20 protein-coding genes are annotated in these 20,795 nt (G+C 72.1%); 12 read left to right on the top strand and 8 right to left on the bottom strand.

Going from position 1 to position 20,795, the window contains the following annotated elements:
* The first annotated feature begins 4 nt into the window (after window positions 1–4).
* Window positions 5–1,360 carry a KamA family radical SAM protein gene (locus tag Afe05nite_RS21375; protein WP_203818933.1) on the top strand — a complete coding sequence of 452 codons (1,356 nt, stop codon included), beginning with the start codon at window positions 5–7 and terminating at the stop codon, window positions 1,358–1,360.
* Between the two features lie 99 nt (window positions 1,361–1,459).
* Window positions 1,460–2,179 (top strand): LAVTG motif-containing sortase-dependent surface protein, encoded by a 720-nt coding sequence (locus Afe05nite_RS21370; protein ID WP_203818932.1) that lies wholly within the window; start codon window positions 1,460–1,462, stop codon window positions 2,177–2,179.
* A gap of 58 nt (window positions 2,180–2,237) precedes the next feature.
* Here Afe05nite_RS21370 and Afe05nite_RS21365 read toward each other — a convergent pair whose 3' ends face one another.
* On the bottom strand, window positions 2,238–2,429 hold the full coding sequence (locus tag Afe05nite_RS21365; protein ID WP_203809739.1) for a CsbD family protein: 192 nt from the start codon (window positions 2,427–2,429) through the stop codon (window positions 2,238–2,240).
* A gap of 118 nt (window positions 2,430–2,547) precedes the next feature.
* Between Afe05nite_RS21365 and Afe05nite_RS21360 the strand changes: the two genes are divergently transcribed.
* Window positions 2,548–3,276 carry a class I SAM-dependent methyltransferase gene (locus tag Afe05nite_RS21360; RefSeq protein WP_203818931.1) on the top strand — a complete coding sequence of 243 codons (729 nt, stop codon included), beginning with the start codon at window positions 2,548–2,550 and terminating at the stop codon, window positions 3,274–3,276.
* A gap of 106 nt (window positions 3,277–3,382) precedes the next feature.
* Here the strand turns inward: Afe05nite_RS21360 and Afe05nite_RS21355 are convergent, their stop codons facing one another.
* Window positions 3,383–3,856, bottom strand: a complete 474-nt coding sequence (locus tag Afe05nite_RS21355; protein ID WP_203818930.1) for an Lrp/AsnC family transcriptional regulator — start codon at window positions 3,854–3,856, stop codon at window positions 3,383–3,385.
* Between the two features lie 37 nt (window positions 3,857–3,893).
* On the opposite strand from Afe05nite_RS21355, the gene Afe05nite_RS21350 reads away from it, so the two are divergent.
* Entirely contained in the window at window positions 3,894–4,097 is a 204-nt protein-coding gene (locus Afe05nite_RS21350) for a hypothetical protein (RefSeq protein WP_203818929.1), read from the top strand.
* Here the strand turns inward: Afe05nite_RS21350 and Afe05nite_RS21345 are convergent.
* Window positions 4,080–5,231 (bottom strand): acyl-CoA dehydrogenase family protein, encoded by a 1,152-nt coding sequence (locus tag Afe05nite_RS21345; RefSeq protein WP_203818928.1) that lies wholly within the window; start codon window positions 5,229–5,231, stop codon window positions 4,080–4,082. The two genes, Afe05nite_RS21350 and Afe05nite_RS21345, sit on opposite strands and share 18 nt — an antisense overlap.
* Window positions 5,232–5,308: 77 nt before the next feature.
* On the opposite strand from Afe05nite_RS21345, the gene Afe05nite_RS21340 reads away from it, so the two are divergent.
* Complete coding sequence (locus Afe05nite_RS21340; RefSeq protein ID WP_203818927.1) at window positions 5,309–6,265, top strand: 5'-3' exonuclease; 957 nt, start codon at window positions 5,309–5,311, stop codon at window positions 6,263–6,265.
* Window positions 6,266–6,320: 55 nt separating this feature from the next.
* Here Afe05nite_RS21340 and Afe05nite_RS21335 read toward each other — a convergent pair whose 3' ends face one another.
* Window positions 6,321–7,055, bottom strand: coding sequence for a DUF1775 domain-containing protein (locus Afe05nite_RS21335; RefSeq protein WP_203819076.1), 735 nt, complete (start codon window positions 7,053–7,055; stop codon window positions 6,321–6,323).
* A 144-nt stretch (window positions 7,056–7,199) separates the two neighbouring features.
* Here Afe05nite_RS21335 and Afe05nite_RS21330 point away from each other — a divergent pair, with 144 nt between their 5' ends.
* The 4 genes from Afe05nite_RS21330 (at window position 7,200) to Afe05nite_RS21315 (ending at window position 12,828) form a co-directional block, all read left to right on the top strand.
* Window positions 7,200–10,235 carry a putative bifunctional diguanylate cyclase/phosphodiesterase gene (locus Afe05nite_RS21330; protein WP_203818926.1) on the top strand — a complete coding sequence of 1,012 codons (3,036 nt, stop codon included), beginning with the start codon at window positions 7,200–7,202 and terminating at the stop codon, window positions 10,233–10,235.
* Window positions 10,236–10,292: 57 nt separating this feature from the next.
* Complete coding sequence (locus Afe05nite_RS21325) at window positions 10,293–10,952, top strand: GNAT family N-acetyltransferase (RefSeq protein WP_203818925.1); 660 nt, start codon at window positions 10,293–10,295, stop codon at window positions 10,950–10,952.
* A 33-nt stretch (window positions 10,953–10,985) separates the two neighbouring features.
* Window positions 10,986–12,065, top strand: coding sequence for a cellulose binding domain-containing protein (locus Afe05nite_RS21320; RefSeq protein ID WP_239118045.1), 1,080 nt, complete (start codon window positions 10,986–10,988; stop codon window positions 12,063–12,065).
* A gap of 178 nt (window positions 12,066–12,243) precedes the next feature.
* A complete protein-coding gene (locus tag Afe05nite_RS21315; RefSeq protein ID WP_203818924.1) occupies window positions 12,244–12,828 on the top strand; it encodes a hypothetical protein in 585 nt (194 codons plus the stop codon).
* Here the strand turns inward: Afe05nite_RS21315 and Afe05nite_RS21310 are convergent.
* Genes Afe05nite_RS21310 through Afe05nite_RS21300 form a run of 3 tightly spaced genes read right to left on the bottom strand, consistent with a single transcriptional unit; the run spans window position 12,802 to window position 15,766 of the window.
* Complete coding sequence (locus Afe05nite_RS21310) at window positions 12,802–13,671, bottom strand: helix-turn-helix transcriptional regulator (protein WP_203818923.1); 870 nt, start codon at window positions 13,669–13,671, stop codon at window positions 12,802–12,804. The two genes, Afe05nite_RS21315 and Afe05nite_RS21310, sit on opposite strands and share 27 nt — an antisense overlap.
* 59 nt (window positions 13,672–13,730) lie before the next feature.
* Entirely contained in the window at window positions 13,731–15,314 is a 1,584-nt protein-coding gene (locus Afe05nite_RS21305) for a purple acid phosphatase family protein (RefSeq protein ID WP_239118044.1), read from the bottom strand.
* Between the two features lie 38 nt (window positions 15,315–15,352).
* A complete protein-coding gene (locus tag Afe05nite_RS21300; protein WP_203818922.1) occupies window positions 15,353–15,766 on the bottom strand; it encodes a DUF1810 domain-containing protein in 414 nt (137 codons plus the stop codon).
* Between the two features lie 107 nt (window positions 15,767–15,873).
* On the opposite strand from Afe05nite_RS21300, the gene Afe05nite_RS21295 reads away from it, so the two are divergent.
* Window positions 15,874–18,057, top strand: a complete 2,184-nt coding sequence (locus Afe05nite_RS21295) for a hypothetical protein (RefSeq protein WP_203818921.1) — start codon at window positions 15,874–15,876, stop codon at window positions 18,055–18,057.
* 148 nt (window positions 18,058–18,205) lie between these two features.
* Window positions 18,206–18,829 carry a maleylpyruvate isomerase N-terminal domain-containing protein gene (locus tag Afe05nite_RS21290; RefSeq protein ID WP_203818920.1) on the top strand — a complete coding sequence of 208 codons (624 nt, stop codon included), beginning with the start codon at window positions 18,206–18,208 and terminating at the stop codon, window positions 18,827–18,829.
* Window position 18,830: 1 nt separating this feature from the next.
* Here Afe05nite_RS21290 and Afe05nite_RS21285 read toward each other — a convergent pair whose 3' ends face one another.
* Window positions 18,831–19,694, bottom strand: a complete 864-nt coding sequence (locus Afe05nite_RS21285) for an SMP-30/gluconolactonase/LRE family protein (RefSeq protein ID WP_203818919.1) — start codon at window positions 19,692–19,694, stop codon at window positions 18,831–18,833.
* 212 nt (window positions 19,695–19,906) lie between these two features.
* On the opposite strand from Afe05nite_RS21285, the gene Afe05nite_RS21280 reads away from it, so the two are divergent.
* The coding region (locus Afe05nite_RS21280) for an alpha-amylase family glycosyl hydrolase (RefSeq protein ID WP_239118043.1) at window positions 19,907–20,795 on the top strand (889 nt) is incomplete at its 3' end.

Genomic DNA, 20,795 nt, shown 5'->3' with positions numbered 1-20,795 from the left:
AGCGATGAACGGCCAGCCCTACGACTACCGACGCCGCCCCCTCGCCGAACCCGACTGGACCCGCTTCCCCGGCTGGAAACACGTCACCACCGCCCAGTGGGAATCGGCCCAGTGGCAGCGGGTCAACTGCGTCAAGAACATCAAGCAGCTGCGCGCGGTCCTCGGCGAACTGCTCGACGATCGGTTCTACACCGACCTCGAAACCGACCAGCAGCGCCTCGCCACCATGTCGATGCTGGTCACCCCCCAGATGCTCAACACCATGGTGCCCGACCGGACACCCGACACGGAGTCGTTCTACAACGACCCGATCCGGCGCTACATGATCCCCGTCGCCACCGACCGCGACCTCGCCTGGCCGTCCCACCCGCACGCCACCCGCGACAGCCTGCACGAGCACGACATGTGGGTCGCCGAGGGCCTCACCCACCGCTACCCCACGAAGGTCCTCGCCGAGCTCCTGTCCACCTGCCCGCAATACTGCGGCCACTGCACCCGGATGGACCTCGTCGGCAACAGCACCCCCACGGTCGACAAACTCAAACTCACCCTCAAACCGGTCGACCGCTACGACGCCCACCTGGCCTACCTGAAAGCCCACCCGGGCGTACGCGACGTGGTCGTCTCCGGCGGCGACGTCGCCAACGTGCCGTGGAAGCAGCTCGAGTCGTACCTCATGGGGATCCTCTCGGTGCCCACCGTGCGCGACATCCGGCTCGCCACCAAGGCCCTGATGGGCCTGCCCCAGCACTGGCTGCAGCCCGACGTCGTCGAGGGCATGCAGCGGGTCGCCATCACCGCCTCCCGCCGCGGCGTCAACCTCGCCGTGCACACCCACGTCAACCACGTCAACTCGCTGACCCCACTGGTCGCCCGCGCCGCGCAGACCCTGCTCGAGGTCGGCGTCCGCGACGTCCGTAACCAGGGCGTCCTGATGCGCGGCGTCAACGCCACCACCGAGGACCTGCTCGACCTGTGCTTCGGGCTGCAGGGCGAGGCCGGCATCCTGCCGTACTACTTCTACATGTGCGACATGATCCCCAACGCCGAGCACTGGCGGGTCCCGGTCTGGCACGCCCAGCAACTGCAGCACGACATGATGGGCTACCTGCCCGGCTACGCCACCCCCCGGATCGTCTGCGACGTGCCGTTCGTCGGCAAACGCTGGGTGCACATGCTCGCCGAGTACGACCGCGAGCACGGCATCTCCTACTGGACCAAGAACTACCGGACCTCGATCGAGCAGGACGACGACGAGGCCCTGTCCAAGCTGCACGCCTACTACGACCCGATCGACACGCTGCCCGAATCGGGCCAGAACTGGTGGCGCAAGCAGGTCGCCGAGGAGGCCACCGACTAGGCACGGTTGCCGAGGGTGCGCCCGAGGTCCGGGGCGGACAACTCCATCCACAGCCGGTAATCTCCCCGTGTTTTGCCAGCAACGGGGAGGACCAACCACATGCGAGCGAAGTCGGCGGCCGGCATCCTGATGGCCCTGGCCCTTCTGATTCCGGCGGCACCGGCGGCGGCACAGGCCGCCCCGCCCGGTCTCAACGCGGCCTGCCAGACCGTCGAACGGGTGGTCTACCAGGACTTCCGCAAGCTCATCACCAGCGATCTGGACACTGCCACCGACGTACAGGTGCGGATTCTCGCCAACCAGATCCTGGCCGAGGCCACCGCCGAATCGCTGCCCCTCGTGCCCGACCGGGTGCAGGAGAAGCTCGACGGCACCCCGGCCGAACTGCGGGCGTTCCTCAAGTCGGACGTGCTGCAGGCCTGGGCCGTGGATCTGCGGATCGCGGCTCTCCGGACGCTGACGGACGCCGGCCGCAACGTGAGTTCGGCGGCCAAGAAGGCGCTCGACACCGGAACCGTCGACGCCCACCTGACCTTCCTGAACGACGGCCTGCACGCCGCCCGCGCGCTCGACTGCGCGGCCCAGCCCACGACGAAACCGACCGTCGAGCCCACCCCGACGAAGACCGCCGCACCGGCCCCCACGTCCTCCACCAGCCGGACCGGTGCCGCCGGACAGGACGGCGGACAGGACGGCGGCGGCCTGGCGCGGACCGGTGCCGACACCGCCGTCGTGGCCGCCGTCGGTGCCGCTCTCCTGCTCCTCGGCGGAACCGGCTTCCTGCTCGCCCGCCGCCGCCGGTCCCGCTTCGTGGCCTAGCCGACAAGAAGCGGCCCCGGGGTGGAAACCCCGGGGCCGCTCCGTTGGCTGAGTCGGCTCAGCTGAACGCGTCCTTGACGTCCTTGCCGGCGTCCTTGACGTGCTCGGCGGCCTTGCGCGCCTGGGCGCCGGCCTCCTGGGCCTCACCCTTGGCCACCAGGCTCTCGTTGTCGGTGGCGCGGCCCACGGCCTGCTTCGCCTTGCCGGACAGCTCGTCGGCCTCGTTCTTGACCTTGTCAGTGAAGCTCATCGTCAACTCCTCCAAAGTTCTTGTTCGTTCGAGGAGGAATGTGCCCGGAGGGCGCTTTTTTGAAACAGATCTCTGCTCGTAGAGCGTCCTAGGATACTGCGATATTAGGATGCTTCGCATGGACGATCATGCGCGCTCCTTCGGTGCAGCCGCCGCCGCGTACGAGCGTGGCCGCCCCGGATACCCCGACCCCGCGCTCTCCTGGCTCCTGCCGGCCGGCCGGCCCCGCGTCGTCGACCTGGGCGCCGGAACCGGCAAGCTCACCCGCCGGATCCACGCCCGCGGCCTGCCGGTCACCGCGGTCGACCCGGCCCAGGAGATGCTCGACGAACTCACCCGGGTCCTGCCCGGCGTCCCCGTCCGGCGCGGCACCGCCGAGGACATCCCGCTGCCCGACAACTCCGCCGACGTCGTCCTGATGGCCCAGTCCTGGCACTGGGTCGACCCGGCCCGGGCGGTGCCCGAGATCGCCCGCGTCCTGTCCCCCGGCGGCCGGCTGGGACTGCTCTGGAACCTGCGCGACCAGCGCACCGAGTGGGTCCACCGGCTGGGCGAGATCATCGGCAACGCGGAACTCGAGCGTGACACCACCGTCGGCCCGCCCTTCGGCCCGGTCGAGCACGCCACCTTCGACTGGGTGGAGACACTGGGCCCGGACCGCCTGATCGACATGGTCGCCTCCCGCAGCAGGATCATCCTGCTGCCTCCCGACGAGCGCGCCGCCCTCCTCAACGAGGTCCGCCGGCTCGCCGCCACCCACCCGCAGCTGGTCGGCCGCACCGAGTTCGCGCTGCCCTACCGCACCGAGTGCGCCCGGACGACCCTGCCCGGCAACGCCACCAGCTGAGCCCGGCCCGCTGCACCCGGCCCCTTCGGCCCGGCCGGCCCTCTTCACGCTGGCCCGACGCCCGGTGGCGGCGTTTTCCGGGACGGGTCACACCCGCTAAGGCATCCTAGGATGCTAGGTCTGAGGGGGTGGGGGCGGCGGGCATGCGGGGCGGGCGGTTCTCGTACGGCGTGGACAGCACCACTGTGGTCCGGGTCGTGACGTTGGCCGCGGTGCGGATCTCCTGCAGCAGGCGCTCCAGGTCGGCCGGGCCGGCCACCCGCACCAGCAGCATGTAGAAGTCCTCGCCGGCCACGGAGTAGCAGGAGTCGATCTCGGCCAGGTGGGCCAGCCGGTCGGGGGCGTCGTCGGGTTGCGACGGGTCGAACGGGCGGATCGCCACGAACGCCGTCAGCGGCAGCTCCAGGGCCTCGTAGGAGACCTTGGCGGTGTAGCCCGCGAGCACGCCGCGCTGTTCGAGCCGGCGCACCCGCTGGTGCACCGCCGACACGCTCAGGCCGACTCGCTCGGCCAGGTCGGTGTACGACAAGCGCCCGTCCACGGTGAGGGCAGCCACGATCGCCCGGTCGATCTCTTCCACGGCGCCACCCTACTTGGCGGCGCGGCGGAACACCGTCTTGCCCGCCCGCCGGAGCCTCCATAAGTTCGATGTATCGGACCGATATATCGGGAGAAAGTCGTTCTTCGCCCGGCTGAGCGAGGAGCAGATCGAGACCGGCCTGCGCGAGCTGGAGCGGGCGGTCGCCGAGGACCCGGGCGCGCCGTCGCCCACGTTCGCCGAGCCGCTGCTGACGACGGAGCGGTCAGCGGGCGTCCGGTGAGGTCAGCGACCGGCTGATCACCAGGCGCTGGATCTGGTTGGTGCCCTCGACGATCTGCAGGACCTTGGCCTCCCGGAACCAGCGTTCCACCGGGTGGTCGCTCACGTAGCCGTAGCCGCCGAGCACCTGCACCGCGTCGGTGGTGACCTTCATGGCGACGTCGGTGGCGAACAGTTTGGCCTTGGCCGCCTCGATCGAGAACGGGCGGCCCAGGTCCTTGAGGCGGGCGGCGGAGAGCAGCAGGGCGCGCGCGGCGGACACCTGGGTGGCCATGTCGGCGAGCAGGAAGCCGAGGCCCTGGAAGGCGGCGATCGGCTTGCCGAACTGGGTGCGCTCGCTGGCGTAGGCCGCGGCGTGGTCGACCGCCGCCTGGGCCAGGCCGACCGCGCAGGCGGCGATGCCGAGTCGGCCCGCGTCGAGGGCCTCCATCGCGATGCGGAAGCCGCCGTTCTCGTCGCCGACCAGGCCGTCGGCGTCGACGTGCAGGCCGTCCAGCACGATCTGGGCCGGGGCCGACGAACGCAGGCCCATGGTCCGTTCCGGTTTCTGCGGGTGCAGTCCGGGCGACCCGGCCGCGGCCAGCAGGCAGGAGATGCCACGGGCGCCGGCTCCGCCCGTACGGCAGAAGATGTTGTAGAAATCCGCCTGGCCGCCGTGGGTGATCCAGGCTTTCGTCCCGCTCACCGTCCAGCCGGTGGCGTCGCGGGTGGCGCGCGTGGTCAGCGACGCCGCGTCCGAGCCGCCCTGCGGCTCGGACAGGCAGTAGGCGCCGAGCAGTTCGCCGCCGAGCATGTCGGGCAGCGACTTGCGCTGGCTTTCGGACCCGTGGGCCTGGACCGGGTAGCACGCGAGGGTGTGCACGCTGACGGCCTCGGCGATGGCCAGCCACGAACCCGCCAGGATCTCCAGGACCTGGACGTACACCTCGTACGGCTGGCCGGCGCCGCCGTCGGCCTCCGGATAGGGCAGGCCGAGCAGGCCCGCGCGGCCGAGCGTGCGCACGATCTCCCGGGGGAACTCGCCCTGGCGCTCGTAGTCGTCGGCCTTCCCGGCGAGTTCGCGGGTGGCCAGCTCACGTGTCAGGTCGAGGAGCTCGTGGGCTTCCTCGGTCGGCAGGATCCGGTCGACGGTCACCGACCCATCTTAACGGTCGTTCAGTTCGTTCCACGGCATCGACACCACCGACTTTCCGCGTCACCCGCCCCGCCGCCATGTCGGCGCACGCCCCGGCGCGCCCCGGTCGCTACTGTGTGCGGGTGACCGAACCGCCGCTGCTCGCCGTCGACGCGCCCAGCCTCTACTTCCGCGCCTTCCACGGCATCCCGGAGAAGGCGGCGCAGACCTCCGCCGGGGAGCCGGTGAACGCGATCCGCGGGTTCCTCGACATGCTGGCCCAGCTCATCCGCACCCGCCGCCCCGACCGGCTGGTGTGCGCGCTCGACGCCAGCTGGCGGCCGGCGTGGCGGGTCGAGCTGGTTCCGTCGTACAAGAAGCACCGCGTCGCCCGCGGCGACGTCGAGGAGGTGCCGGCGGCGCTGGAGAAGCAGGTCCCGGTGCTGCTCGAGACGCTCGCGGCGGTGGGGATCCCGGCGTTCGGCGTCGACGGGTACGAGGCGGACGACGTCCTCGGCACCCTGGCCGCCACCCAGGCCGCGCCGGTGGAGGTCGTCTCCGGCGACCGCGACCTGTTCCAGCTGGTCGACGACGAGCGCGGCACCCGCCTGCTCTACTGCGGCCGCGGCGTGGCCAAGCTCGAGGACGCCGACAACGCCCTGGTCGAGCAGAAGTACGGCGTCCCCGCCCGGTGGTACGCGGACTTCGCCGCGATGCGGGGCGACCCGAGCGACGGCCTGCCGGGGGTGCCGGGCGTCGGCGAGAAGACCGCCGCCCGGCTGATCAACCGGTACGGCGGGGTCGCGGAGATCCTGGCCGCGCTGGACGACCCGGACGCCGGTTTCGCGGCGGGCCTGCGCACCAAGCTGGCCGACTCGCGGGACTACCTCACGAAGGCGCTGCCGGTCTGCAAGGTCGCGCTCGACGTCGAACTGCCGCCGTTCGACCCGGCCCTGCCGACGGCCCCGCGGGACCCGGACGCGCTGCTGGCGCTGGCCGAGCGCTGGAACCTGGCCGGCTCGGCCCGCCGCCTGGTCGACGCCCTGGCCGGCTAGACCCGGCTCATCGGTCTGCCCGGTCCCGCCCAGCCCGCCGTGGAGGGCCGGCGGGTCAGGAGCGGGGTTCGGCCGGGCGGGCCGATCGGCGCTGCCGCAGCACGGCGAAACCGGCGATGGCGGCGAGCACCACCGCGATGATCGCCCAGATCCACCAGGTGCTGCCCTGGTCCTCGGCGGTCCGCTGGAGGGCCCGGTCGCCGGCGACGGCCGACGGCGTGGGCGACGCCGGCGGCGCGACGGCGGCGTCGGAGCTGGTGGCCGAGGCGATGGCAACCGGTGCGGTGGCGGCCGGTGTGCCGGCGGCTGCGGCGGGGGCCGACGACGGGCCGGGCTTGAGGGTGACGAGCGGCGCCGGGTTGTCCGGCTCGTCCTGGCCGGCCTGCTGGATCTCGATCCAGCGGGAGACCTTGCCGTCCCCGTACGTCTCGAGGGTCTTGAAGGACAGCCGGGTCTCGCCGTCGGGCAGTTTTGCGATCTTGACCTTCCAGACCGCGTCCGTGCCGACCTTGAGCGCCTTGCCGGCGACCGTGAAGCCGTCCGCGGTGCGGCTGAAGGCCCAGCCCGCGGGCGCGGAGACGAGCGTGACACCGGCCGGGTCGATGCCGGCCGGCAGCACCACCCGCTCGGCGGCGAGGCCGGCCGAGGTGCTCTCCGCCTCGCCGTCGAAGGTCAGCGTGACGTTCTCCGCCCCGGCGGTGGTCTTGTCCGCGCTCACCTCGACGTGGGCGAGCGCCGGCCCGGCCACGCCGAACACCGCGAAGCCGGCGACCGCACCCACCGTTACCATCCGTGACCCGAAACGCACCACTGACCACCCTCGTCGCCGGCCAAAAACCGAATCCTACGACGCCCGCCCGGCAAAGATCTCAGACCGTCCCGCGGGCATCCGATGAAACGCCTGACGGAACGTTCGGCGGGGACAGGAGAGCGCATGACGACGCGGGCCATACAGGCGTGCTTCGCCGCGTGGATCCTGGTGCTCAGCGCCATCTACTACACGTTCCCGGGCAGCCATCTCTACACGTGGGCGGCCATCGGCTACTCCTGCGCCGCGATGATCATCCTCGGCGTACGCCTGCACCAGCCGTCCCGCAAGTTGCCCTGGTATCTGATCGCCACCGCCCTGGTCACCTTCAACACCGGGGACAACGTCTACAACCTCATCCTCGCGCTCGGCCACGAACCGGCCTTCCCGGGTATCGCCGACTGGCTCTACCTGGCCGTCTATCCGCTGCTCACCGGTGGCATGCTGTATTTCGTACGGCTGCGTGGCGGCGGCGTGAGCAACCGGGCCGCCCTGCTCGACGCGCTCGTCCCGACGGTCGGCCTCGGCCTGCTGTCCTGGGTCTACTGGATCGCGCCGTTCACCCGCGCCACGGACCTGTCGCTCGTCGAGAAGCTCGCGTCGGTCGGTTACCCGCTCGGTGACGTGCTCGTCCTCGCGATGACGTTGCGCATGCTCACCGTGCCGGGCAAGCGGCCACGCGCGCTCACCGTGCTCGCCGTCGCCGCCGTCGGCCTGCTCATCTCCGACGTGCTCTACGGCCAGTCCCAGCTCAACGCCGCCTGGACCCTCGGCGGCCCGGTCGACCTCGGCTGGATCGTCTTCTACGTCGGGATGGGCCTGATCGGCCTGATGCCGTCGATGCGCGAGCTCACCGAGCCGACCGGCGCGACCTCCGCCGACAGCCGGCACCGGATCCTCTGGATGGCCTCGGCCGCCCTGATCGCCCCGGCCGTGCTCTACCTGGAGTGGGTCAGCAGCGCCCGATCGGCCCGCGCGGGCATCATCGACGCGCCGGTCATCGCGGGGGCCGCCGCCCTCATGTTCATGCTCGTCATCTTCCGGGTCAACGGCCTCGCCCTCGACCAGCTGCGGGCCCGGGCGCGGGAGCGCGCGCTGCGCAAAGCCGGCGACAAGCTCTTCGCCGCGGCCACCGTCGACGACGCCCTGCTGGCGACGGCCGATGCGATCGGCACCCTCATGCCCCGCGACACCCCGTACCAGCTGCACCAGATCATCGAGGAGACGCAGACCCCGGAGAACACCGGGGTACGGGTGGTCGGCGCCGAGCTGGTTCCGGCCGGCGTGCCCACCGACGGCTACGACGCGTTCCTGATCGGCACGCTGCGGCTGCCCGGCACGCCGACCCGGCAGCTGCTCGGCATCATCGCCGCGCCCGGCAACCTGCTGCGCGACATGGCCGACACGTTCGCCGCCCTGACCGCGCAGGTCCAGGTCGTGCTCGAACGCATCACCCTGACCGGGGAGGTCAACCGCCGCGACAGCGAGGTCTGGTTCCGCACCCTGATCCAGAACGCGTCCGACGTCATCCTGATCATCACCGACGAGGACCACATCCGGTACGCGAGCCCGTCCGCGGCCACCGTCCTGGGCCACGAGAACCTGGCCGGCAGCTCGCTGTCCGCCCTGGTCGCGGTCAGCCACCACCGCACCATGAACGACGTCCTGGCGGCCGTGCGGGCCGGCCGGGGCACCGCCGGCGCCCCCGACCTGACCGTGCTGTGCGCCGACGGGCGGCTCATCCAGGTCGAGGTCGACGGCCGGGACCTGCGCGCCGACCCGACGGTGGGCGGCCTCGTGCTGACCATCAGCGACGTCACCGAACGCCGCCGCCTCGAGGACGACCTGTCCCACCTGGCCTTCCACGACGGCCTGACCGGGCTGGCCAACCGGGTCAAGTTCCGCAACCGGCTCGAGCACGCGTTCGCGTCGGCCGAGCGGCACGGCCAGGAGCTGTGCGTGCTCTTCGTCGACCTCGACGACTTCAAGGAGGTCAACGACACCCTCGGGCACGCGGTCGGCGACGAGCTGCTGGTCACCGTCGGCCGGCGGATCAGCGAGATCGTCGGCGAGGCCGCCACCAGTGCCCGGATGGGCGGCGACGAGTTCGCCATCCTCGCGCACTGCGACCTGGCCGGGGCCGAGGAACTGGCGTCGGCGGTGGTGGCCGCCCTGGCCGTGCCGGTCGAGGTGTCCGACGGTCTCGGCGGCTCGCACATCGTCAGCGGCGCGGCCAGTGTCGGCGTCGCCTCCAGCCTCGACGCGGCCGGTGCCACCGAACTGCTGCGCCACGCCGACCTGGCGCTCTACCAGGCCAAGGGCGGGGCGAAGGGCACCTGGCAGCGCTACCAGCCGGAACTGCACACCGCGATGACCGAGCGTCTGGAGGTACGGGCGGCGCTGCACGAGGCGATCGACACGCAGCAGTTCCGCACCATGTACCAGCCGATCATCGACCTGGAGACCGGCCTGATCACCGGGGTGGAGTCGCTCGTGCGCTGGGAGCACCCGGTTCGCGGGCTGCTCGGTCCCTACCACTTCATCGAGGTGGCCGAGGAGAGCGGCGCGATCGTGGCGATCGGCGACTGGGTGCTGCGCGAGGCACTGCGCCAGTTCGCCCGGTGGCGCGCCGACGACCCGGACATGACGCTGCGGTACGTCAGTGTCAACGTCTCGGCCCGCCAGTTCCGTACGCCCGGCTTCGTCGACCGGGTGCGCGCGGCCCTCGACGAGGCCGGCGCGAAGCCGGAGTGGCTCCTGCTGGAGATCACCGAGAGCCTCGTGCTGCGCGACGCCGAGCAGGTGTGGGCCGATCTGCGGATGCTGCGGGCGATGGGCGTACGTATCGCGATCGACGACTTCGGCACCGGTTACTCGTCGCTGAGCTACCTCCGGCAGATGCCGGTCGACGTGCTCAAGCTCGACAAGTCGTTCATCGACGACATCCTGACGAGCGATCAGCAGCACACCATGGTCGACGCGATCGTGGCGCTGGCCCGCAACCTCGACCTCAAGGTCATCGCCGAGGGCGTCGAGGAACCCGGCCAGCGGGCCGCGCTCGCCCGGATGGGCTGCCCGTACGGGCAGGGCTACCTGTTCTCGAGGCCGGTCTGGCCGGCCGAGATCGTCGCCCTGGCCCACGCCGAGGCACAGCTCGTCTGAGTTGTTCTGACGGATATTCGCTAGCGGCGGCGGCCTCGCCGGGGCAGGGTCGAGGACGTGCTGTCGAATCCCGCGTGGGCCGCGCTCTCCGGACCGCAGGCCTGCTTCGCCGAGGCGTCCGGTGACGCCGCCCGTTTCCGGTCCGACGTCTCCCCGTTCGCCGCCCTCGCCGACCCGGCCGACCCGGCGGCCTGGCGCGACCTCGCCACCCTCACCAGCACGGCGCTGCTGACCGGTCCGTCGCTGAGCCCCGGGCCCGGCTGGGAGACCGCCTCCGCCACGCCCGGCGTCCAGATGGTGGGGCGGGCGATGACCGGGGTGCGCGACCCCGAGGCGGTGATCCTCACCGAGGCCGACGTGCCCGAGATCCTCGACCTGGTCGAGCGGGCCCAGCCGGGCCCGTTCCGCAAGCGCACCGTCGAGCTCGGCCGGTACCTCGGCATCCGGGTCGACGGCCGGCTGGTGGCGATGGCCGGCGAGCGGTTCCGGCTGCCCGGCTGGACCGAGGTGAGCGCCGTCTGCACCGACCCCGACTTCGAGGGCAAGGGCCTGGGCGCCCGGCTCACCCTCGCGGTGGCGGCCGGCATCCTCGAGCGCGGCGAGCTGCCGTTCCTGCACGCCGCCGCGGACAACGAGCGGGCGATCCGGCTCTACGAGCGGCTCGGCTTCGAGTCCAGCCACGACGTCGTGTTCGCCGCCTTCCGTTATACGCATTGACATATTTCGAATTGTTGCCGCAGCGTCGAGGGCATGACGCAGCATCGTCCTCGTACGCTCGCGGCCGCGACGCTGTTCGCCGCCGCCGTCCTCGCCGGCGCCACGGCCCTGATGTCCGGCGCTCCCGCGGGGGCCGCCGCCGCGCCCCTCGCCACCACACCCACCGTCAGCACCTCGCCCGCTCCGCCCAATCCCCCGGCCGACCTGCACGTCGCGGCGGTCACCACCGGCTCGATCACGCTCGCCTGGACGGCACCCACCCCGACCAGCGCGGCGATCGACGGCTACAACGTCAGCTACACCCAGGCGTTCAACGACATCTTCTGGTTGAAGCAGATCGGCGCCGTCACCACGGTGACGATCACCGACGGCGTCCGGCCCTCGGGGCAGTACTCGCTCCGGATCGCCACCCGCGACACCCTCGGTCACCTCAGCCGCAGCTCCGACACCATCGTCGTGGTGACACCGGCCTCCGACACCACCGCTGACAAGTCACCGCCGACCGCCCCGGGCGACCTGCGGGTGACCGGCTCCTCGAGCACCGGCGTCGACCTGGCGTGGACGGCCGCCACCGACAACGTGGCGGTGACCGGCTACAAGGTCTACCGCTTCGACGGCCTGTTCGTCTCCACCCTGGTCGGCACCACCACCGCGACCTCCATCACGGTCCCACCGGTGTCCTCCCCCGTGGGCAACTGGTATGTCCGGGCCGTCGACGCCGCCGGCAACCTCGGCTTCGTCTCCAACTTCGTCACCGCCCCGGTCGTGACCACTCCCCCGCCGGTCCGTGCCTGCCGGGTCACCTACCGACCCGGTAACGAGTGGCCGGGCGGCTTCGTCGCCGAGCTGAGCGTGACCAACCTCGGCACGGCCGACATCAACGGCTGGACCCTGGCCCTGACCCTCGGCGGCGACCAGCGGATCACCGGCGCCTGGAACGCGACGGCAAGCCAGAGCGGCGCGGTGGCCACCCTCACCGCGGCCGACTGGAACAAGAAGATCACCCCCGGCAGTTCGGCCTCCTTCGGCATGCTGGGCAGCTGGCGCACCAGCAACGCCCCACCGACCGCCGCCGCCGTGAACGGCACCCCCTGCGAGCTGACGACCGCCTGACCCGGTCGCGGTGAGGGGCGCCGCACCCCTCACCGCGCGGCCGGCCCGGTCCCGGGGCAGCCCGGTGACGGCCGCCGCCGGATCGGCCCGCGTCGCTGTTTCGGATCTCCGCCGTGTCGGACTTCCGCCGCGTCCGGCCAGGTCGCGAGCGGGTTCGGTGGCCATAACATCACCGACCGTGAAGCAATGGATCATCGTGCTGTGCGGCGGCGTGACCCTGCTCGGGACGGGAGGCTGCGCCGGCGCCGATGCCGGGGCGGCCCCGGCCGCGCCCAAGGCCACCACCCTGCCCGGGTCGGCCGACCAGCAGTGCCTCGTCGCGGGCAGCCCCTGGAAGGCGTCCAACCCCGACCTCGAGGCCAGCTACCGGGAGGCGGTGCGCGGGCTCGACGCCAAACAGGTCCGGGTCGAGGGCGACCAGACCCTCACCGTCACCCAGGACCTGAACGTGACGATCCTCGACGAGACCAGCGCGAGGATCTCCGGGCGGACGAGCAACGGCGCCGACGTGGTCGTCACCCGGCGGCACACCGGGTCGGCGGGCGGGCAGTGGAAGGTCTCCGGCCGGACCCTGCAGCCGACCGGCACGTGGACCGGGGGAATCGACGTGGACACGTCGGCGACGGTCGACGGACACGACCGGGATTCGCCGGTGAAGATGCCGGCCGACACGTTCGGGACGAACACCCTGACCTACAGCTGCACCGCCGGCACCCTCAAGCTGACCGCGAAGGGCTCATCGTTCGCCTGGCTGTTCAACTGACCACGCGGCGCCCAGCTCGAACCGGGTGCCGACGCCGAAATGCGCCATCGCCTCGGCGATCCGCCGCTCCACGGTGCGCTGCGACGTGCCGTGGGCGGAGGCGATCGCCCGGTCCGACATGCCGAGCGCCAGCAGGCGCAGCACGTCCTGCCATTCCGGGCGGGGCCGGCGGTAGGGCTCGGCGCCGTGCCACACCCCTTCCGCGTACGCGGCGGTCAGCGCCCGGATCGACGGATCACGCACGAGCATGATGCTGGTCGGCGGGTGCTCGCCCCACACCACCGGCAGCGCGCACAGCCCGTCCGGGCCGGAATAGAGCCACGTCTCGACGCAGCGGGCCAGCCGGACCCGCATCCCGGCCGTGACCAGCTCGTCGACCGCGCGCCGGTCGGCCTCGCCGACCACCACCGAGGCCGGCAGCACGACCCGCCCCCGGCTCTGACCGGCCACCAGGTCCTCGACCTCGTCGAGTGTGGGGCACAGGTTGAGCGCCGCTTGCGGCACCCGCGTCCACGCCTGCCATCGCGTGCCGGGCCGGTGCACCAGTTCGATGTCGAGAGTGGCCCGCCGCTCGGCGCCCTGCCGCCATTCGCGGCTGAGCTCGGGCAGCAGACCGACCAGACCGGCCAGGGTGCGGGCCTGCTCCTGGACCGTACGGTCGGGGGCGTGGTACGTGAGCCGGCCCTCGGCCTCCTCGACGAAATCGGCCCGGATCAACTGGTCCAGGAGCCGGTCGGCGCCGGGCGGGACGGTGCGGATCAGGCGCAGTTCGTCGCGTGTCGCCGGCCGGGATCGCAGGAGGGTGGCGAGCAGCTTCATCGCCGCCGGCTCCAGACCCGTCATGAGTCCGGAACATTAGCGCCCCGCCGGGCCGGAAGGCGAGGGTGCCGGCCGCACTTTGTTCAGCCGGCGTCGTCGCTGAGGTGCAGACGGGAGCCGTCCCCGGCGGTTCGCGCGAGGACCAGCCGGTCGATCTCGGCACCCTTCTCGGTGACCGCGCGCAACGTCATGGTGGCGGTCCGGCCGGCGTGGGCCGGTCGCACGTCGACGGCCAGGAACGAATAACCGGTGTAGCGCACCCGCGACCAGGGGACGATCTCGTCCACCCGGTCGCCGTCGGCGTTCCAGACGAACGACTTGACCGCGTCGATGCCGCGCTCGTGACCGGCGTAGGTGTCCGGCGCGGAGAACTCGTACAGGCCGCGACCACCCGCCCCGGCCGTGACATAGGTGGTGCCGTCGGTCCCGGGGTGCACGGTGGCGCCGATCGGCGTCCTCGTCGAACGGCCGGCCTTCATGGTGTCGGCCCGCTCGTAGATGTGGTTGTGCCCGTTGATGACCAGGTCCACGCCGTACTTGTCGAACAGCGGCACCCACATGTTGCGGACCGCGCCGTCGGAGGCGTGCGAGACGGTCGTCGAATAGGCGCAGTAGTGGAAGAAGACGACCACGAAATCGACGTCCGGCTGCGCGCGGAGCCACTTCAGCCGCTCGTCCAGCCAGGCCGTCTGGGCGCCGTGGGTGTAACCGCGGTTGACCGTGATCTCGAAGGAGATGTCGTTCGCGTCGAGGGCGACCACCCCCACGTTGCCGTAGACGAACGAGTACGACCCGACCGCCTTCGCCGGGCCGTTGCCCGGGAACTCCCACCGGGCGAGCTGCCCGCCGTAGCCGTGCGGCGAGTAGATCGCCTCCATGTCGTGGTTGCCCAGCGTCGCCATCCACGGCACGGTCGCCGCGATCGGCTCGTTCTGGGCCAGGAACTGGTCCCACCGCGTCGGGTTGTAGAGATCGTCGAGCTCGCCCTTGCCGGACGCGTCGGCGTAGCAGAGGTCGCCCGCGTGCAGATGGAACACCGGCTTCTGGGCGGCGATCCGGCTGTCGTTGTGCAGCGCCTGCGGGCTGACTCCCTGGTCACCGAACGCGGTGAAGGTGAACGGCTCGGCGACCCGGGTGCGGGTGGGTGCGGTCGTGAACGTGTCGATGCGACCGAACTCGGCCAGGTCGGTCGGTTCGAACCCGTGGTGGCCGACCACGTAGAAGTAGGTCCGGCCGGGTTCGAGGCCGTCGATCGCGGCGTGCACGTAGAACTGGTCGGTCGCCGCGATGACGTCCTTGACCTCGGTGTGCAACGGCCGGATCTCGGCCGGGATCTTGTCGCCGAGACCGGCCGGGGAGTCGCCCACCCGTACGTACGGGTGGCGGACCTTGTCGGGGACCTGCCAGCCGATCCGCATCTGGGTGCGGGGGTTGGCCCCCCAGGCGAGATGCCGGCCGAAGGGGACGATCAGCCGGCCCGGGTGGAAGTCCCCCTGGCGCGCGAACGCCGGGCTGCGCATCTTCACCGCGACCGCGCCCCCGGCGGCCGCCCCGAACAGCGTGCGCCGGCGCAGGGACCGGGTCAGATATTCGTGCTGTTCGGGCAGACTGAGCCGGACGGCGAGGTCGTCCGGAACACCCATGCGTGGCAGATCCCCTGAGCGCATGATCCAGTACCTTAACAGCCATAATGGGTAGAAATGGGTCATTTCGCCATAAGATCCAGAGTGCGTTGATCCGGCGTGCCGAAGAACCGCTCGAGCACCTCGGTGAAGATCGCCGGATCGTCCGCGACCTGGGCGAACAGGGTCATCGAGGAGCGCAGCTTGAGATCGTCCGGGGAGCCGAGGATCTCCGTGGCGCCCCGGTCGTGCGCGAGCATCGCCCGCGCGCATTCCCGCAGGCGCGGGCCGAGCACCGGGTGACTCAGATAGGCCCGCGCCTCGGGCGCGCCGCTGATCGCATAGCGCTGCGCCGCGGGCGACGACCCGAGCCCACTGACTTGCGGAAAGACGAACCACATCCAGTGCGACCGCTTGCTGCCGGCCCGGAGCTCACCCAGCGCCCGCTCGTACACCCCGTCCTGCGCCACCACGAACCGCTCAAGGTCATAGCCCACCGGACAAACCTCCCCTTCATGAAACGGACAACTCTCCGTTATACCTACATTCGCCGCCCCGGGGGCCGACAGTGGAGGAAGCCCCACCGGACCGCGGGAGTCACTTCATGTCGAAAGGCGAGTTCTACGCCTACGTCGGCCTGCTGGCCGTCAGCGGCCTCGCGATGGCGGTCCTGGCCGTCCGGGGCTTCGACCAGCGCGGCTTCACCCGCGCCCTCGACGCCCTGGTCGGCGTCGCCTTCCTGGGTTACGCGGTCTACCTGTTCACCACCGGCCCCGGCGCCGGCCTGAGCCGCGTGGTCTATCTCGCCGTGGCCCTCCCCGTCGTGCTGACGCTGCACATGCTCCGCCAGAGCCGCCGAGCGCGTGCCCTGCGGTTCGCCGCCGGCTTCGCCCCGCAGGTGTTCGCGGAGGAGCCGCCCTCGACTCCCCTCACCCCGTTCCCGCCTCCCCCGCCCCCACTGGGCAGCGACCCGGTCGCAGCGAACCTGCCCACCCCCACCGACCGCCCGGCCCCGGGGGGTTCCGGCCTGTCGAACCTGCCGCCCACCACCCTGCCACCGTCACTCCCCGACCCGCCCGGCCCCCGCCCACCGATGCCCTCGGGCCTGCCGACCGCCCCCGGCGCCGGCCCCGCTCCCAAGCCGCCGGGCCGGCACGGCATGGAGCCCCCACCGGAGGCCCCCGCCCCGGCCGCCGCGCCCTGGGCCGGTCCGCGTTTCTCCGCCCTGGGCAACTCCTACCCACCCCCCGACGCCGGCCAGCCCCGACCCACGACGCCACCGGCCTCGATGGCCCTCCCGTCATCGCCCTCGTCATCCCCGTCCTCGCCGTGGCCGCCCTCGTCGCCTTGGCCGCCCTTGTCGGAGCCGTCGCCCTCGTCGGAGCCGTCGCCCTTGTCGGAGCCGTCGCCCTCGTCCGAGCCGGAGTGGTCCGGCGGTTCCCGCGTGCCGGGCTGGCAGCAGCCGCCGGACGCGGGCCCGGGCCCGGCGATCGAGGGTCACGCATGGGACGCCCCGGCACCCGGGTGGCAAGCCCCGGCCGAGACCTCCGCGCCGGGGTGGCAAGCCCCCGGCGACGCCCGCGCGCTCGGCTGGCAGTCCTCCCCCGGCGACCCCTACCAGCAGCAGCGATCCGACGAGACGCAGGCGCCGGGTTGGCCCCCGGCCTCCACTCCCGGTCGGCCGCCGAGCGCCGCCGAGCCCACCGCGCCCACCTGGTCGCCGAACCCCACCGGACCACCTGCGCCCGCATGGCCCCAGAGCCACCCGCAAGCACCTCCCGACCGGCAGCAACCGCCCACCGAGTCCTCCGCCACCGGGTGGCAGCAAGGCCCCGCCGACCCGTCCGCCACCGGGTGGCAGCAGGGAACCGGCGCCGCGCAAGCTCCCGCCTGGCAGCGGGGGGCTGACCCCACACAATCTCCCGGGTGGCCGGAGGCAGACCCGGCACAAGCCCCCGGATGGCAGCAGGGCGCCGCACAAGCTTCCGGGTGGCCGCCAGAGGCCGCTGAACCGTCGGCTCACGGGTGGCAGCGCGGGGCAGCCGCACCGGAAGGTGGGGCGTGGGAGCCGGGGCCCTACACGCCGGGAAACCTCGGGTGGGAGTCCGGTGCACCGGGACCGGCCGCCGGCGAGCAGGCAGGCGGTCAGCCGGGCGAGGCCGCCGGTGGCGGGCGGCATCAGGGGTTCGGCCCGCAGCCGGGCGTCGGGCCGGATCCGGGCGGGCGGCACTCCGGTGAGCCCGGTCAGCAGCCGGATCAGCCGTCGAGCCACGGCCGGCATGGTGGGGGGTCGGCGGGACCGAACACGCCCTACGGCTACGCGCCCGATCCGCGCTATTCGAACTACCACCCGCGGGAACGGTTCCCCGCTTACGGCGAGCCCTACCCCAGCGGCGGGCGGCACAGCGACTACCGCGACCCGGCTGCCGAAGCACAGCCGGACGGCGGCTGGGACGAACGGCCCGACGGCGGCTGGGACCAGCGGCCGGGGGCGGTGAACGCCCACCCGGACGGCGGGCGGTACGAGGACCAGGTGGCGAGGAACGCACAGCAGCAGGGCGGCTGGGACGAGCAGCCGGCGGCCGGACACGACACGCAGGCCGGCCGGGACACCCACGCCGAGCAGGCTCAGGTCTGGCAGACGAGCAGCCGGCTTCGGCAACCGGCCTGGCTGTCCGAGCCGGCTGAGCCGCCGCCCGCAGACGAGGCGGACGACGGCGGGCGGCACTCCCGGCACCAGCGGCGCCCACCGGCGGGCACCGCCGACGGATCACCCGCCGACGGCTGACCGGAAACAGCGCGACGACCCGGGAACGGCTGACCGGAAGCGGCGCGGCGGCCCGGGGAGCGGCCGAGGGGAAGCAGCGCGGCCCGGGGAAAGGCCGGCGGGCGGATCGGGGCGGCGGAGCCCGGCGGGGGCGGGCAAGATTGGCGGCATGGATTATCGCCGTGCGTTTCGGGCTGCCGCTGTTGGCTATGTCGACCTGGTGTCGCGGGTGCCCGCGCCGCGGTGGGACGACCCGGGGCTCGGCGACTGGACCGTGCGGGATCTGGTCGGGCACACGGTGAGCTCGGCGCTGCGGCAGGTTCCCGAAGTGCTGTCGACACCGGCCGACGAGGTGGTCGTCCGCTATGCGGAGGGGTTCTGGGCGTTCGCCCGGCAGGTGCCGGCCGAGGTCCATGCGGCGTTCACGTCGGCGTCCGGGGCGGACGCGCATGCGACCGGGGTGGCGCTGGGTGACGACCCGGCCGGGGTGGTGCGGGAGCTGGCCGGGCGGGCCACGCAGGCGCTGGCCGCGGTCGGCGATGACGACGTGGTGTCGACGCCGGTGGGTGGCATGCCGGTCCGGGCGTGGCTGCCGACCCGGACGTTCGAGCTGGTGGTGCATGGGCTCGACCTGGCCGCGGCGGTGGGCGTACCCCATGGGATGTCACCCGAGGCGGTGGCCGAGGCCACCAGCATGGCCGCCCACGTGGCCATCGCCGTCGGTGACGGCGAGCCCCTGCTGCGGGCGCTCACCGGACGCGGCGAGCTGCCGCCGAAGTTCTCGGTGGTGTGATTCAGGGCAGGGCGACGACGGCGTACGGGACGTCGGCGGTGACCGGTGTGCTCAGTCTGGCGTTGACGACGTAGAGGCGCCGGCCGGACAGCGCGGCGGCGGTCGGGGTCGCGAAGCGCGGGTCGGTGATGGTGGTGACCGGGGCGGCGGTGGTGCCACCGCGGTTGAGCCGGAAGACCTCGACCACGTCGGCGCGGTTACGTACGACGTGCAGCGTGTGGCCGTCGAGGAGCAGCCCGTCGCCGTGGACCAGCGAGGCGCCGCCCAGCGGGACCCGGGTGGCGGCGCCGGTGGCCGGGTCGACCCGCAACAGCAGGCCGGTGTTGGACTGCACGACGAGCAGGGCTCGGCCGTCGGGGGTGGCGCAGATGCCGTTCAGGTTGACCGTGCCGGCCGTGATGGTCACGCCGGTCAGGGGCAGCGCGGTGACCGACGGGCCGAGCGTGCCGTCGGCGGCGATCGGCAGCCGGTGCAGGGTGGCGCTGAACGAGTCGGTGAACCAGGCGGCGGCCCGGGTCAGGACGACGTCGTTGGGGAAACCCGCGATCCGGTACGAGGCGAGCAGTGCACCGGTGCGGACGCTGATCACCCGGATGTCGCCGCCGGTGTTGCCGGACAGGAACGCCCGGCCCCGGTCGTCGACGCACAGGCCGGCGGTGGGGGTGCCGGGCCCGGTGTGGATCAGCTCGCCGGCCCCGGTGACCAGGTCGGCGCGGTAGACCGAGCCGGTGGCCCGGGAGCCGACATAGGCGTGGATGCCGGCGATCGCGATGCCCTCGGGCGCGAACCCGGCGGGCAGGGCGACGGTGCGCGGGGAATCGCCGGAATTCACGGCCGGCGGGGCGAGCAGGGGGTGGCGCCGCATTTGCGGTCTCCTCGGTGGTGGTGCGGACGATATTGCCGAACGGCCCCCGCCCCGTCCATAGCCGAACGATTATTAAAGGAACTGGCAAATGACGTACGTGAATAGCTTTTGGCATTCGGCCCCTCGCCCGGGTTGCGCCGGGGCGCTCGGCGGGCTTGACTCCGGGGGCGGGCCGGGATTGCTCGGGGGGACTTGTGGGAAGCAGAGCGGACATGAAGATCTGGCCAGGTAGCTCCTATCCGCTGGGCGCGACGTACGACGGCGGCGGTACCAACTTCGCGCTCTTCTCCGAGGTTGCCGAGCGCGTCGAGTTGTGCCTGTTCGACGACGACGGCACGGAGACCCGCATCGATCTGCCGGAGCGGGAGGCACTCGTCTGGCACGGCTATCTGCCGCGGGTGGTGCCGGGCCAGCGGTACGGCTACCGCGTGCACGGCCCCTACGACCCCCAGCGGGGCGTCCGGTGCAACCCGAACAAGCTGCTCCTCGACCCGTACGCGAAGGCGATCGACGGGCATAACGAGTGGGACGAGGCGCTGTTCGCGTACCGGTTCGGCGACCCGCTGTCGCGCAACGACGCCGACTCGGCCCCGTTCGCGCAGAAGGCCGTGGTGGTCAACCCGTTCTTCGACTGGGCCAACGACCGGCCGCTGCGCATCCCGTTCTGGGAGACGGTGATCTACGAGACACACGTGAAGGGCATCACGATGCGTCATCCGGGCATTCCGGACGACGTGCGCGGGACCTATTCGGGGCTCGCCCACCCCCGGATGATCGAGCATTTCCAGAAACTGGGCGTGACCGCCGTCGAGCTGATGCCGGTGCACCAGTTCGTGCACGATTCCACGCTCGCCGAACGCGGTCTGTCCAACTACTGGGGCTACAACACGATCGGCTTCTTCGCCCCGCACAACGATTACGCCGGGTTCGGCGGCCACGGCGGCCAGGTGCAGGAGTTCAAGTCGATGGTCAAGGCGCTGCACCAGGCCGGCATCGAGGTGATCCTCGACGTCGTCTACAACCACACCGCCGAGGGCAACCACCTGGGCCCGACCCTGTCGTTCCGCGGCATCGACAACCCGGCCTACTACCGCCTGGTCG

Source organism: Paractinoplanes ferrugineus (assembly GCF_016862195.1).
GTDB classification, from domain to species: Bacteria; Actinomycetota; Actinomycetes; order Mycobacteriales; family Micromonosporaceae; genus Actinoplanes; species Actinoplanes ferrugineus.
The sequence above is the reverse complement of the archived record's forward strand: the minus strand, read 5'-3'. Positions and strand labels throughout refer to the sequence as shown.

Coding starts and splice junctions, on each gene's coding strand:
- Afe05nite_RS21365 (WP_203809739.1), bottom strand. CDS start 2,429: ATGAGCTTCACTGACAAGGTCAAGAACGAGGCCGACGAGCTGTCCGGC.
- Afe05nite_RS21295 (WP_203818921.1), top strand. CDS start 15,874: ATGTCGAAAGGCGAGTTCTACGCCTACGTCGGCCTGCTGGCCGTCAGC.
- Afe05nite_RS21285 (WP_203818919.1), bottom strand. CDS start 19,694: ATGCGGCGCCACCCCCTGCTCGCCCCGCCGGCCGTGAATTCCGGCGAT.
- Afe05nite_RS21335 (WP_203819076.1), bottom strand. CDS start 7,055: ATGGTAACGGTGGGTGCGGTCGCCGGCTTCGCGGTGTTCGGCGTGGCC.
- Afe05nite_RS21320 (WP_239118045.1), top strand. CDS start 10,986: ATGACGCAGCATCGTCCTCGTACGCTCGCGGCCGCGACGCTGTTCGCC.
- Afe05nite_RS21310 (WP_203818923.1), bottom strand. CDS start 13,671: ATGACGGGTCTGGAGCCGGCGGCGATGAAGCTGCTCGCCACCCTCCTG.
- Afe05nite_RS21340 (WP_203818927.1), top strand. CDS start 5,309: ATGTCGGCGCACGCCCCGGCGCGCCCCGGTCGCTACTGTGTGCGGGTG.
- Afe05nite_RS21375 (WP_203818933.1), top strand. CDS start 5: ATGAACGGCCAGCCCTACGACTACCGACGCCGCCCCCTCGCCGAACCC.
- Afe05nite_RS21305 (WP_239118044.1), bottom strand. CDS start 15,314: ATGCGCTCAGGGGATCTGCCACGCATGGGTGTTCCGGACGACCTCGCC.
- Afe05nite_RS21290 (WP_203818920.1), top strand. CDS start 18,206: ATGGATTATCGCCGTGCGTTTCGGGCTGCCGCTGTTGGCTATGTCGAC.
- Afe05nite_RS21360 (WP_203818931.1), top strand. CDS start 2,548: ATGGACGATCATGCGCGCTCCTTCGGTGCAGCCGCCGCCGCGTACGAG.
- Afe05nite_RS21370 (WP_203818932.1), top strand. CDS start 1,460: ATGCGAGCGAAGTCGGCGGCCGGCATCCTGATGGCCCTGGCCCTTCTG.
- Afe05nite_RS21330 (WP_203818926.1), top strand. CDS start 7,200: ATGACGACGCGGGCCATACAGGCGTGCTTCGCCGCGTGGATCCTGGTG.